The sequence below is a fragment of the Paracoccus solventivorans genome, assembly GCF_900142875.1.
GTDB lineage: Bacteria > Pseudomonadota > Alphaproteobacteria > Rhodobacterales > Rhodobacteraceae > Paracoccus > Paracoccus solventivorans.
The window spans coordinates 389,985-403,457 of record NZ_FRCK01000001.1 but is presented as its reverse complement, the minus strand read 5'-3'; the positions used below and the strand labels follow the sequence as shown (position 1 = coordinate 403,457).

Annotated in this window: 11 protein-coding genes; all 11 read left to right on the top strand. The window is 70.3% G+C overall.

The genetic code is table 11. The features are described 5' to 3' along the window. Position 1: 1 nt before the first annotated feature. The 11 genes from mraY (at position 2) to ftsZ (ending at position 13,390) form a co-directional block, all read left to right on the top strand. Positions 2-1,081, top strand: a complete 1,080-nt coding sequence (gene mraY / locus BUB57_RS01965) for a phospho-N-acetylmuramoyl-pentapeptide-transferase (RefSeq protein WP_073061171.1) — start codon at positions 2-4, stop codon at positions 1,079-1,081. A gap of 132 nt (positions 1,082-1,213) precedes the next feature. Continuing rightward, entirely contained in the window at positions 1,214-2,635 is a 1,422-nt protein-coding gene (gene murD / locus BUB57_RS01960; RefSeq protein ID WP_073061168.1) for a UDP-N-acetylmuramoyl-L-alanine--D-glutamate ligase, read from the top strand. A gap of 278 nt (positions 2,636-2,913) precedes the next feature. Next, positions 2,914-4,080, top strand: coding sequence for a peptidoglycan glycosyltransferase FtsW (locus tag BUB57_RS01955; RefSeq protein ID WP_073061164.1), 1,167 nt, complete (start codon positions 2,914-2,916; stop codon positions 4,078-4,080). Further along, complete coding sequence (gene murG, locus BUB57_RS01950; RefSeq protein ID WP_073061161.1) at positions 4,077-5,186, top strand: undecaprenyldiphospho-muramoylpentapeptide beta-N-acetylglucosaminyltransferase; 1,110 nt, start codon at positions 4,077-4,079, stop codon at positions 5,184-5,186. Before BUB57_RS01955 ends, murG begins: the two co-directional genes overlap by 4 nt. Then, positions 5,183-6,607, top strand: a complete 1,425-nt coding sequence (gene murC, locus BUB57_RS01945; RefSeq protein WP_073061101.1) for a UDP-N-acetylmuramate--L-alanine ligase — start codon at positions 5,183-5,185, stop codon at positions 6,605-6,607. Before murG ends, murC begins: the two co-directional genes overlap by 4 nt. 1 nt (position 6,608) lies before the next feature. Continuing rightward, positions 6,609-6,893, top strand: coding sequence for a hypothetical protein (locus tag BUB57_RS01940; protein WP_073061098.1), 285 nt, complete (start codon positions 6,609-6,611; stop codon positions 6,891-6,893). Between the two features lie 248 nt (positions 6,894-7,141). After that, positions 7,142-8,071, top strand: coding sequence for a UDP-N-acetylmuramate dehydrogenase (gene murB / locus BUB57_RS01935; RefSeq protein ID WP_073061095.1), 930 nt, complete (start codon positions 7,142-7,144; stop codon positions 8,069-8,071). 209 nt (positions 8,072-8,280) lie between these two features. Next, positions 8,281-9,168: a D-alanine--D-alanine ligase gene (locus tag BUB57_RS01930; RefSeq protein ID WP_234951947.1), complete on the top strand. Its 888-nt coding sequence runs from the start codon at positions 8,281-8,283 to the stop codon at positions 9,166-9,168. After that, on the top strand, positions 9,156-10,184 hold the full coding sequence (locus tag BUB57_RS01925) for a cell division protein FtsQ/DivIB (protein WP_073061089.1): 1,029 nt from the start codon (positions 9,156-9,158) through the stop codon (positions 10,182-10,184). The genes BUB57_RS01930 and BUB57_RS01925 overlap by 13 nt, the downstream gene beginning before the upstream one ends. Positions 10,185-10,217: 33 nt before the next feature. Beyond that, on the top strand, positions 10,218-11,558 hold the full coding sequence (ftsA, locus tag BUB57_RS01920) for a cell division protein FtsA (RefSeq protein ID WP_073061086.1): 1,341 nt from the start codon (positions 10,218-10,220) through the stop codon (positions 11,556-11,558). 200 nt (positions 11,559-11,758) lie between these two features. Continuing rightward, positions 11,759-13,390, top strand: coding sequence for a cell division protein FtsZ (gene ftsZ / locus BUB57_RS01915; RefSeq protein WP_073061082.1), 1,632 nt, complete (start codon positions 11,759-11,761; stop codon positions 13,388-13,390). Positions 13,391-13,473: the final 83 nt, after the last annotated feature.

Below are 13,473 nucleotides of genomic sequence, written 5' to 3'. Positions count from 1 at the left end.
CATGCTGTATTGGCTGGCGGACCTGTCCGACGATGGCGGCCTGTTCAACCTGTTTCGCTATATCACCTTCCGATCGGGGGCGGCGTTCTTTACCGCGCTGCTGTTCGGCTTCGTCTTCGGGCGGCCGATCATCGACTGGCTGCGGGTCAAGCAGAAAAAGGGCCAGCCGCTGCGCGAGATCGGTCCCGACCATTTCGCCAAGGCGGGCACGCCGACCATGGGCGGCATCCTGATCCTGTCGGCGCTGTTCATCTCGACCCTGCTCTGGGCGCGGCTGGACAATGCCTATGTCTGGATCGTGCTACTGGTGACGGCGGCATTCGCCGCCATCGGCTTTGCCGACGACTTCGCCAAGGTGACCAAGCACCACCACGACGGCGTGTCGGGACGCATCCGCATGGGGCTGGGGCTGCTGGTCGGCGCGCTGGCGGGGCTGGCGGTGATGTGGCTGCAGACGCCGGCGCTGTCGGGGCAGCTGGCGCTGCCGTTCCTCAAGAACGTGCTGATCAACCTTGGGATCTTCTATGTCCCCTTCGCGATGATCGTCATCGTCGGCGCCGCCAATGCGGTGAACCTGACCGACGGGCTGGACGGGCTGGCCATCGGCCCGGTTATGGTTGCCGCTGCAACCTTCGGCATCATCGCCTATCTGGTCGGCCACGCCAATTTCGCCAACTACCTGGGCGTGCATTTCGTCCCCGGCACGGGCGAGATCGCGGTCTTCGTCGCCGCGCTGATCGGCGGCGGGCTGGGGTTCCTGTGGTACAACGCCCCCCCCGCGGCGGTGTTCATGGGCGACACCGGCAGCCTGGCGCTGGGCGGCGCGCTGGGCGCCATCGCGGTCTGCATCAAGCATGAAATCGTGCTGGCCATCGTCGGCGGGCTGTTCGTGGTCGAGGCGCTGTCGGTGATCATCCAGGTCGCCTATTTCAAGCGCACCGGCCGCCGCGTGTTCCTGATGGCCCCGATCCACCACCATTTCGAGAAAAAGGGCTGGGCCGAGCCGCAGATCGTCATCCGCTTCTGGATCATTGCGGTGATCCTGGCGCTGATCGGGCTGAGTACGCTGAAGCTGCGCTGATCTTCTGTCCTCAAATATCCCGGGCTTGCGAGCGCCCGAAAAACAATCCAGTGGATTGTTTTCAGCGAACAAGGCCACGGTAGTGGCCCGGGGCTGGCCCCCGGTCCATCCCAACCCGCAAGGACCCAACCGATGATCCCCGTCCAGGGCGTTGCCAACCAGACCATCGCCGTTCTCGGCCTCGGCCGTTCGGGGCGGGCCACCGCGGCGGCACTGCGCGACGGCGGCGCCCGCGTCATCGCCTGGGACGACAGCGCCGAGACCCGCGCCCAGGCCGAGGCCCAGGGGCTGGCGCTGGCCGACCTGACCCGCGACGCGGGCTGGCGCGATCCGGTGGATGCGCTGATCACCTCGCCCGGGATCCCGCATCTTTATCCGCAGCCGCATCCAGCGATCGCGCAGGCGCTGCGCCGCGGGGTGCCGGTCGACAACGACATCGGCCTGTTCTTCCGCAGCTTCGGCGCGGCCGACTGGGCGGCGTTCGACACGCCCCCGCGGGTGATCTGCGTCACCGGCTCGAACGGGAAATCCACCACCACGGCGCTGATCCACCACATCCTGCGCGAATCGGGCCGTCCGACCCAGATGGGCGGCAATATCGGCACCGGGGTGCTGGCGCTGGACCCGCCCGTCGATGCCGAGGTGCTGGTGTTGGAGTTGTCCTCGTACCAGACCGATCTTGCCCGGGCGCTGACCCCGGACGTGGCCGTGTTCACCAACCTGTCGCCCGACCACATGGACCGCCATTCCGGCATGGGCGGCTATTTCGCCGCCAAGCGCCGACTGTTCGCCGAGGGCGGCCCCGACCGCTGCATCATCGGCGTGGACGAGGACGAGGGCCGCTATCTGGCCAACCAGATGGGGCAGTCGCCGCAGGACGACCGGGTGATCCGTATCTCGGTCGAGCAGAAGCTGGATGGGTTCGGCTGGTCGGTCTCTTCCCGCAAGGGGTTCCTGGCGGAATGGCGCAAGGGGCGGCAGATCGCCTCGGTCGACCTGCGCGCCATCACTGGCCTGCCGGGGGCGCATAACCACCAGAACGCCTGCGCCGCCTGGGCCGCCTGCCGCAGCGTCGGGTTGGCCCCGCGCGACATCGAGGCCGGTTTCCACAGCTTTGCCGGGCTGCCGCATCGCAGCCAGACCGTGGCCGAGATCGGCGGCGTGCGCTGGGTCAACGATTCCAAGGCGACCAACCTCGATTCGGCGCAAAAGGCGCTGGGAGCGTTCGAGAATATCCGCTGGATTGCCGGCGGCATGGGGAAAGAGGGCGGCATCGCCGCGCTCGCGCCGCTGTTCCCGCGCATCCGCAAGGCCTATCTGATCGGCCACTCGGCCCGCGATTTTGCCCTGCAATTGTCCGACACCCCGCACGAGGTCGTCGGCACGATGGAGGAAGCCGTCGCCCGCGCCAGCGCCGAGGCCGAGCCGGGCGATACGGTGCTGCTGGCCCCCGCCTCGGCCAGCTTCGACCAATACCCGAACTTCGAGAAGCGCGGCGAGCATTTCACCGCGCTGGTGCAGGCGCTGGCAACGGGCGAAGACACGCCGGGCTGATCCGGCAATGGGGGCGCTGCCCCCGGCACTTCGTGCCTCCCCCGGGATATTTGGGACCGCCCGAAGAGCAAGCGGCGGCCGGCCTCGTCTTTGGTGTGAAAATATCCCGGGGGTGCGGGGGCTGGCCCCCGCTGCGGCAGCGACGTTACGAGACCGCGGCGCAGGACGGCAGCGCCTCACGCAATCATTCCTAGCGCCATCCGCCCATCCGCGCTATCCTGCCGCCCAGACCCGGGCCGAACCGGGCGCAGAGCAGAGGCAGTGACAGCGGTGAACCCATGACCGAGATGGTCTTTGGCGCCACGCCCGTGCGGGTGGGCGATCCGATTCTTCCGCGCTGGTGGCGCACGGTGGACAAATGGTCGCTGGGCTGCGTGGTGGCGCTGTTCGCGCTGGGGCTGCTTCTGGGGCTCGCCGCCTCGGTGCCGTTGGCGGAACGCAACAACCTGCCCTCGTTCTATTATGTCACCCGGCAGGCGGTGTTCGGCGGCGTGGCGCTGGCGGTGATGCTGGTGATTTCCATGCTGTCGCCGCAGATGGTGCGCCGGCTGGGGGTGTTGCTGTTCGCCGGCGCGTTCCTGGCGGTGCTGGCGCTGCCGGTCATCGGCACCGATTTCGGCAAGGGGGCGACGCGCTGGCTCAGCCTTGGCTTCGCCTCGGTGCAGCCGTCCGAGTTCCTCAAGCCCGGGTTCATCGCGCTGTGTGCCTGGTTCATGGCCTCGTCGCAGGCGGTGGGCGGGCCGCCGGGGCGGCTGTATTCCTTTTTCGTCGCCGCGGTGGTGATCGGGCTCTTGGCGATGCAGCCCGACTTTGGCCAGGCCTCGCTGGTGCTGTTCGCCTGGCTGGTGATGTTCTTTGTCGCCGGCGCGCCGGTGGTGCTGATTTCCGGCACCATCGGGCTGGCGGGCCTCGGCGGCATGTTCGCCTATGCCAACAGTGAGCATTTCGCCCGCCGCATCAACGGCTTCCTGTCGGCCGAGGTCGATCCCCGCACCCAGATCGGCTATGCCACAAACGCCATTCAAGAAGGCGGGTTCTTCGGCGTCGGCGTGGGTGAGGGCACGGTGAAATGGTCGCTGCCCGATGCCCATACCGATTTCATCATCGCCGTCGCCGCCGAAGAGTTCGGCTTTGTCATGGTGATGGCGATCATCGCGCTCTACGGGGCGATCGTGGTGCGCTCGCTGTTGCGGCTGGTCGGCGAACGCGATCCCTTTGCCCGCATCGCCGGGGTGGGGCTGGCCTGCGCATTCGGCGTGCAGGCGCTGATCAACATGGGCGTGGCGGTGCGGCTGCTGCCGGCCAAGGGGATGACGCTGCCCTTCGTCAGCTATGGCGGCTCGTCGGTGATCGCCTCGGGGATCACGCTGGGGGTGCTGCTGGCGCTGACCCGCTCGCGCCCGCAAAGCGTGCTGTCCGACGTGCTGGGACGGGCCGGACGATGAGCGCTGCACACGACCCGGCGCAACGGGGGCGGCTGGCGCTGATCGCGGCCGGCGGCACCGGTGGCCATATGTTCCCCGCGCAAGCGCTGGCCGAACGGCTGCTGGCCGAGGGCTGGCGCGTCAAGCTGTCCACCGACGACCGCGGCGCCCGCTATGCATCCGGTTTTCCCCCGCAGGTGGTGCGCGAGATCGTGCGCTCGGCCACGCCCGCGCGGGGCGGCGCGCTCGGCAAGCTGGCCGCACCCTTCCGTATCGGGCAGGGGCTGGCGTCGGCCGTCCGGGCCATGCGCCGCGACCGCCCCGCGGTGGTGGTGGGGTTCGGCGGCTACCCCTCGATCCCGGCGCTGGGCGCGGCCTCGCTGCTGGGGGTGCCGCGGATGATCCACGAACAGAACGGCATCATGGGGCGGGTGAACCGCATCTTTGCCCGCCGCGTGAACCGGGTGGCCTGCGGCATCTGGCCCACCGAACTGCCCGAGGGGATCAGCGGCACCCATGTCGGCAACCCGGTGCGCCAGGCGGTGCTGGACCATGCCGCCGCGCCCTATGAGCCGCCGGGCGACGGCCCGCTGCATCTGCTGGTGATCGGCGGCAGCCAGGGCGCGCGCCGCCTGTCCGATGTCGTCCCCGCCGCCGTCGCCGCCCTGCCGCAGGAATTGCGCGCGCGGCTGCAGGTCAGCCATCAGGCCCGGGCCGAGGACGCGGATCGCGTCACCCGCGCCTATGCCGATGCCGGCATCGCGGCCGAGGTGCAGCCGTTCTTTGCCGACGTCCCCGAACGCATGGCGCGCGCGCAGCTGGTGGTCAGCCGCGCCGGCGCCTCGTCGCTTGCCGACCTGACGGTGATCGGGCGGCCCGCGATCCTCATTCCCTATCCCTCGGCTGCGGGGGACCACCAGTCGGCCAACGCCCGCGCATTGGCGGAATCCGGCGCAGCGGTGCTTTTGCCGGAATCGGTGCTGGACACCGAAAGCCTGGCGCGCGATCTGCGGGCGATCCTGACGGACGGCCAGCGCGCCCGCACCATGGCCCAAGCCGCGCTTTCGCTGGGCCGCCCCGATGCGGCGGCCCGCCTGCATGACCTTGTGACGGAACTGAGCCCATGAACGCAGCCACCAAACTTCCGGGCGAACTCGGCCCGATCCATTTCGTCGGCATCGGCGGCATCGGCATGTCCGGCATCGCCGAGGTGCTGCTGACCTTGGGCTACAGCGTGCAGGGTTCGGACGCGAAACGTTCCAAGATCACCGACCGGCTGGAGCGGCTGGGCGCCACCGTGTTCGAGGGCCAGCGCCCCGAGAATCTGGGCGAGGCCGAGGTGGTGGTGATCTCGACCGCCATCAAGAAGGGCAACCCCGAGCTGGAAGAGGCCCGCCGCCGCGGCCTGCCGGTCGTACGCCGGGCCGAGATGCTGGCCGAGCTGATGCGGCTGAAATCGAACATCGCCATCGCCGGCACCCACGGCAAGACCACCACCACCACCATGGTGGCGACGCTGCTGGATGCGGGCGGGCTGGACCCGACGGTCATCAACGGCGGCGTCATCCACGCCTACGGCTCGAACGCGCGCGCCGGCGCGGGCGAATGGATGGTGGTCGAGGCCGACGAATCCGACGGCAGCTTCAACCGCCTGCCCGCCGATATCGCCATCGTGACCAACATCGACCCCGAGCATATGGAGCATTGGGGCAATTTCGACGCGCTGCGCAGGGGCTTCACCGATTTCGTGTCGAACATCCCCTTCTATGGACTGGCGGTGTGCTGCACCGACCACCCCGAGGTGCAGGGGCTGGTCGGCCGCGTCACCGACCGCCGCGTCGTCACCTTCGGCTTCAACGCGCAGGCCGACGTGCGTGCGATCAACCTGCGCTATGAGGACGGCATCGCGCATTTCGACGTGGCGCTGCAGGGCGAGCGCGGCGAGGACGGCGAGATCCCGGTGATCGAGGGCTGCACCCTGCCGATGCCGGGCGACCACAACGTCTCGAACGCGCTGGCCGCCATCGCCGTGGCCCGGCATCTGGGGATGAAACAGGCCCAGATCCGCGAGGCGCTGGCGGGTTTCGCCGGCGTCGGGCGCCGCTTCACCAAGGTGGGCGAGGTGAACGGGATCACCATCATCGACGATTACGGCCACCACCCGGTGGAAATCGCTGCCGTGCTGAAGGCCGCGCGGCAGGCGACCAAGGGCCGGGTGATCGCCGTCCACCAGCCGCACCGCTATTCGCGGCTCGCCTCGCTCTTCGACGATTTCTGCACCTGCTTCAACGAGGCCGACGTGGTCGCCATCGCCGAGGTCTATGGTGCGGGCGAGGACCCGATCCCCGGCGCCGAACGCGACGATCTGGTGGCCGGGCTGATCGCGCACGGCCACCGCCACGCCCGCGCGGTGATGGACGAGGGCGATCTGGAGCGGCTGGTGCGCGAACAGGCGCGGCCGGGCGACATGGTGGTCTGCCTTGGCGCGGGCACGATCTCGGTCTGGGCCAATGCCCTGCCCGAGCGGCTGACGGCGAGGGCGGCCTGAGATGCCGGGGGAATACGCACTGATCGCGGCGCTGGCCGCCACCCTTCCCGGGCTGGCCGCCTGGCTTGCCGGGCGCCGCTTCGGGCTGTCGGGGCTGCTGGCGGCGCTGGCGGTGGTCGCGGTGATCGCCGTTTCCGGCTGGATCGTCACCCGCGAGGTGCTGACCGGCGATTCGCAGATCCGCCGCGCCGGGATGATCTTTTTCGTGATCGTGCCCGGGCTGGTCTCGCTGATCCTCGGCGCCGTCTTCGGCTTCTGGGAGGCGAACCGCCGCCGCCCCCACTGACGCGGGCGCTGGCAAGCCGGCCACGCCCCGCCGCCCTGGCTTTCATCTTGCCATAAATATCCTCCGGGCGTCCGAGCGCCCGGAATAGGAGGCGGATCAGAAAACAGCCCCCGAGGCTGTTTTCCCGCCGGATGGTCCGATGGACCGTTTTCAGCGAGGAAGGCCACGGCAGAGCCCGGGGGGGGAAAACCCCCGGCCGCAGCAGTGCCATCTGGTCCGCCGCCGCCGATACGTGCAAAAGACAGGCCATGAACACGATTCCCGACCTGCGCGGCACCCTGACGCAATCCCGGCCGCTGGCTGACCTGACCTGGCTGCGGGTGGGCGGTCCGGCGGACTGGCTGTATCAACCCGCCGATCCCGACGATCTGGCGCTGTTCCTGCGCGAACTCGACCCGGCGGTGCCGGTGTTCCCGATGGGCGTCGGCTCGAACCTGATCGTGCGCGACGGCGGCATTCGCGGGGTGGTGATCCGGCTGGGCCGCGGCTTCAACAGCATCGAATGCGACGGCGACCGGGTGATCGCGGGGGCCGCGGCGCTGGATGCCCATGTCGCGCGCCGCGCGGCCGACGCCGGGCTGGACCTGACCTTCTTGCGCACCATCCCCGGCAGCATCGGCGGCGCCGTGCGCATGAACGCGGGCTGCTATGGCACCTATGTCGCCGACCGTCTGGTCGAGGTTCAGGCCATCACCCGCGACGGCCGCGCCGTCACCCTGCCTGCGGCCGAACTGCAGCTGGGCTATCGCTCGTCCACCCTGCCGCCGGGCTGGGTGCTGACCCGCGCCGTCTTCCGCGCCGATGCCGGCGACCCGCAGGCGCTGGCCGCGCGGATGGAAGAGCAGCTTGCCCGCCGCGACGCCACCCAGCCCACCCGCGACCGCAGCGCCGGATCGACCTTCCGCAACCCGGCCGGGTTCAGCTCGACCGGGCGCGAGGACGACAGCCACGAGCTCAAGGCCTGGAAGCTGATCGAGGAGGCCGGGTTGCGCGGCCACCGCCTTGGCGGCGCGCAGATGAGCGAGAAACACCCCAATTTCCTGATCAACACCGGCAGCGCTACCGCCGCCGATCTGGAATCGCTGGGCGAGCTGGTGCGCGCCAGGGTGCGCGAGACCTCGGGCCTTGATCTGCTGTGGGAGGTTGTGCGCATCGGCGACCCGCTGCCGGACCCGTAACACGCCGCGCCTCGCCGCAGGGTTGCGGGTAACGTCGCAGAAACCCCCTTCACGCCCCGCCGCTTTGCCCGTATGATTCCCGGCAAGGCGCCGCAAAGGTGCCGCAACTAGGGCGTGAACACGCGCCCACGAACACAGCCCGGCCAACCGGGCGAAAGGCAGATGTGGCGGGCAGGTCGAGCAGGACAGCCCACACCGTAGCGGTCCTGATGGGCGGCCCCTCGGCAGAGCACGAGGTGTCGTTGTCGTCGGGGCGCGGATGCGCGGATGCGCTGCGGGTGGCGGGGTATCGGGTGGTCGAGATCGCTCTTGGCCGGGACGAATCGGCGTCGCTGCCGGCGCGGCTGGCCGAGGCGCGCCCGGATGTCGTGTTCAACGCCCTGCACGGAAGGATGGGCGAGGACGGCCGCGTCCAGGGCCTGCTGGAATGGCTGGGCTACCGCTATACCCATTCGGGGGTGCTGTCCTCGGCCCTGGCGATGGACAAGACCCGCGCCAAGCAGGTCTATCGCGAATCCGGGCTGCCGGTGGTCGACAGCGTGATCGCGCCCCGCGACGAGGTGCGTGCGCGCCACGTGCTGCCGCCGCCCTATGTGGTCAAGCCCAATGACGAGGGCTCGTCGGTGGGCGTCTATATCGTGCATCAGGGCGATGCGCCGCCCGCGCTTTCGGACGAGATGCCCGCGCAGGTGATGGTGGAATCCTACGCCCCGGGGCGCGAGCTGACCGTTTCGGTCATGGGCGACCGGGCGCTGGCGGTGACCGAGATCGTCACCGACGGCTGGTATGATTATGCCGCGAAATACAGCGCCGGCGGCTCGCGCCACGTGGTCCCCGCCCAGATCCCGGACGAGATTACCGCCGCCTGCCTCGATTATGCGCTGCGCGCGCATCGGGCGCTGGGCTGCGCCGGGCTGTCGCGCACCGATTTCCGCTGGGACGAAGCGCGCGGCCCGGCCGGGCTGGTGCTGCTGGAAACCAACACCCAGCCCGGGATGACGCCGACCTCGCTGTCGCCGGAGCAGGCGGCGCATGTGGGCATCAGCTTCCCCGAGCTCTGCCGCTGGATCGTGGAGGACGCGCTGTGTCGGGACTGAAGCATCTGACCGCCGCCTTCAGCGCCTCGGCCCCGCCGGCGCCCGCGCGCCGTGTGGGTGCCCGCCCGCAGCCCGCCGCCCGCGCGGCGCGGCGCGAGCCGGGCCCGTCGCGGCTGGCCTATCGGCTGAACCGCCTGTGGCTGACGCCGCTTTACCGGCGGCTGGTCGGGGTAGGGCTGCCGCTGCTGCTGGTCGCGGCCATCGCCGGGCTGTGGCTGTCGGACGAAACCCGCCGCGCCAATCTGACCGGGGGCGTGGCGGCGCTGGTGGACAACATCCAGTCACGCGAGGCCTTCATGGTCCGCACCATGGAAATCGAGGGTGCGTCGCCTGCGGTGGACAAGGCGCTGCGCGCCATGCTGCCGGTGACGCTGCCGGCCTCGAGCTTCGACATTGAGCTGCGCGACCTGCGTGAGGCGGTCGAGCGGCTGGACGCGATCGAGAAGGTGGAGTTCCGCATCCGCCCCGGCGGCATCCTGTCGGCGGTGGTGGTCGAGCGTAAGCCTGCGATCCTGTGGCGCCACGCCCGCGGGCTGGACCTGCTGGACGCGCAGGGCCACCGCGTCGCCTCGGTCACCTCGCGCGATGTGCGCCGCGACCTGCCGCTGATCGCGGGCGAGGGCGCGGCCCCCCACACCGCCGAGGCGCTGGCCCTGATCGACGCGGCCGGGCCGATCCTGCCGCGGCTGCGCGGGCTGGTGCGGGTGGGCGAGCGGCGCTGGGACCTGGTGCTGGACCGCGGCCAGCGGATCATGCTGCCGACCGAGCGCCCGCTGCCGGCGCTGCGGCAGGCGCTGGCGATGGATGCCCGGGACGGGCTGCTGGCGCGCGACGTGACGGTGGTCGATCTGCGCGACCCCTCGCGGCCGGTGCTGCGCATGGGGCTGACCGCGCAGAACACCCTGCGCCGCGCCGCCGGGCTGCCGGAAATCGACGCCGAGGGAAATCTGATCGACCCGGAGGAAGGCGGCGCCAAGCCCGCCGTCACCGCCAGCGCTGGGCGCCGGGACGGCTGAGGGGACAGGAACGGGCAGGCGAGGGGACAGGCGATGCGTGATCTTTACGAAGCTCAGCGGGCGATGCGGCAGGCGCGCCGCGCCGCGATGGCGCGGGGGGTGCTGGCGGTGCTGGACATCGGCACCTCGAAGGTGACCTGCATCATCCTGCAATTCGACGGCCCCGGGCAGTTCCGCGAATCCGACGGGGTGGGGCCGATGGCCGGGCAGTCCTCGTTCCGGGTGATCGGCCAGTTCACCACCCAGTCCCGCGGCGTCCGCTATGGCGAGATCGAGATCATGGCCGAGACCGAGCGCTGCGTGCGCCACGCGGTGCAGGGCGCGCAGAAACAGGCCGGGGTCCGCGTCGATCACGTCATCGCCACGATTTCCGGGGCGCGCCCGGCCTCCTACGGGTTGGCGGGGGAAATCGCGCTGCGCTCCGGCAAGGTCACGGAAGAGGACGTGGCCGCGGTGCTAGCCGCCTGCGAGGTGCCCGATTTCGGGCGCAACCGCGACGTGCTGCACGCGCAGCCGGTCAATTTCGCGGTCGATGCGCGATCCGGCCTGTCTGACCCGCGCGACATCGTCGGCGACCGGCTGGCGGTGGACATGCATGTGCTGACCATCGACGGGTTCGCGGCCTCGAACCTGGTGCAATGCGTGCAGCGCTGCGACCTTGAGCTGGCAGGCGTCGGCTCGGCCGCCTATGCGGCGGGTCGGGCGGCGCTGGTCGAGGACGAACAGGAACTGGGCGCGGCCTGCGTCGACATGGGCGGCGGCGTCACCGGGGTGTCGCTGTTCCTGAAAAAACACATGCTGTTCGCCGACGCGGTGCGGATGGGCGGCGATCTGGTGACCCGCGACATCAGCGCCGGGCTGCGGGTGCCGCTGGCGACCGCCGAATGGCTCAAGACCCGGCACGGCGGGCTGGAAGCGACCAGCCGCGACGACCGCGAGATGATCGACGTCACCCCCGAGCAGCGCGACGAGCACTGGGACGGCGAGCGCCGCACCGTCAGCCGCGCCGACCTGATCGGGATCATGCGCCCGCGGGTCGAGGAGATCCTCGACGGGGTGCGCGAGGTGCTCGAGGTGGCGGGCTTCGACCAGATGCCCTCGCGGCAGGTGGTGCTGACCGGCGGCGCCAGCCAGATTCCCGGGCTGGACGTGCTGGCCGCGCGGATCCTGGGGCAGAACGTGCGCATCGGCCGGCCGCTACGCATCCACGGGCTGGCGCAGCAGCACACCGCCCCCTGCCACGCGGCGACGGTCGGGCTGGCGCTGCACGCGGCCAACCCGCAGGACGAATGGTGGGACTTCGAGATGCCGGTCGAGCGGGCGGGGGTGGTGGGCCTGCGCCGCGCGTATCGGTGGTTCCGCAACAACTGGTGAACATGTTCGCGCAGCTGCCCACCACTGCTTGCGCGATCGGCGACATACCGCCAGAAGGCGCGTTCGATGGCCCATATCTTGTGGATATGTGCTGATTCGGAAGTGACGACCGGGCGGAATCTGTTACCCTGCGCAGGCAGCACAGGGGAATCGACCGGGCGCCCACGACCCGGCAGGCAACACGAAAAGGGCAGGCGGCGATGAATCTCAACCTGATGATGAACGACGACGAGGAACTGCGCCCGCGGATCACCGTCTTTGGCGTCGGCGGCGCGGGCGGCAACGCCGTCAACAACATGATCGAAAAGCAGCTGGACGGCGTGACCTTTGTCGTCGCCAATACCGACGCGCAGGCGCTGGCGCAGAGCCGCGCCGAAAGCCGCGTCCAGCTGGGCCCGAAAGTGACCGAGGGGCTGGGGGCCGGTGCCAAGCCCGCGATCGGCGCGCAGGCGGCCGAGGAAACCATCGAGGATATCGTCGACCACCTGATGGGCGCGCATATGTGCTTCATCACCGCCGGCATGGGCGGCGGCACCGGCACCGGCGCCGCCCCGATCATCGCGCAGGCTGCGCGCGAGATGGGGATCCTGACCGTCGGCGTGGTGACCAAGCCCTTCCAGTTCGAAGGCACCAAGCGGATGCGGCAGGCCGAATCCGGCGTCGAAGAGCTGCAGAAGGTCGTCGACACGCTGATCATCATCCCGAACCAGAACCTGTTCCGCATCGCCAACGAAAAGACCACCTTCACCGAAGCCTTCGCCATGGCCGACGACGTTCTGTATCAGGGCGTCAAGGGCGTGACCGACCTGATGGTGCGCCCGGGGCTGATCAACCTCGACTTTGCCGACGTGCGCGCGGTGATGGACGAAATGGGCAAGGCGATGATGGGCACGGGCGAGGCCACCGGCGACAACCGCGCCGTCGAGGCCGCCGAAAAGGCCATCGCCAACCCGCTGCTGGACGAAATCAGCCTGCACGGCGCCAAGGGCGTCCTGATCAACATCACCGGCGGCGACGACCTGACCCTGTTCGAGATGGACGAGGCGGCCGAGAAGATCCGCGAGAAGGTCGACCCCGACGCCAACATCATCGTCGGCTCGACGCTGGATCCCAAGATGGAAGGCGCGGTGCGCGTCTCGGTCGTGGCCACTGGCATCGATTCGGCGGTGGCGGCCGAAGCCCCGGCCCCGCGCCGCGGCATGAAAGAGCCGCTGACCCAGAACCCGACCATGGGCCGCGCCCCCGCGCCCGAGGCTGCGCCGGCCGAGGAACTGGCGGTGCCGCCGCGCCGCACCCCGGTCATGGAAAGCCCGGCTGCGCGCCCGGCGCCGGTGGCCGAAGAGCTGCCCGCCCCGGCCTATCGCCCCGCGGCAGAGCGCGCGCCTGAGCCGGTGGCCGAGCGTCAGCCCGCCCGCCCGGCGCTGGATACGCGCAGCATCGACCAGCGGCTGAGCGACCCGGCCAGCGAGTTCACCGCCCCGACCCGCCCGCAGGCCCCGCGCGGCGAGCCCACCCAGGCGGTGCGCGAACGGCTGGAGCGCGCGATCAACCGCGAGCCCGCACGCGAGGGGCTGTCCGCCCCGCGCCGCCCGGCGGCCTCCGCCGAGGCCCCGCCCGCGCACGGCCGCATGTCGGGTCTGGGCCGGATGCTGAACCGTGTCGCCGGCGCCTCGGCCGAGGCCGAGCGGCCGCGCCCGGAAACCATTGCCGAGCGCGTCAGCGATCGCATGGCCCGCCGCCAGGCCGAGACCGATTTCGACGATCTCGCCTCGCCCGACGCGGCGCAGGACAACGTGGAAATCCCCGCCTTCCTGCGCCGGCAGGCGAACTGAGGGCTGCCATCTGCCGTCACGTCCGCGTGACGGCGATCACGACGCAAAGGGGCCGCAATCGCGGCCTCTTTTCGTTTCAGGGC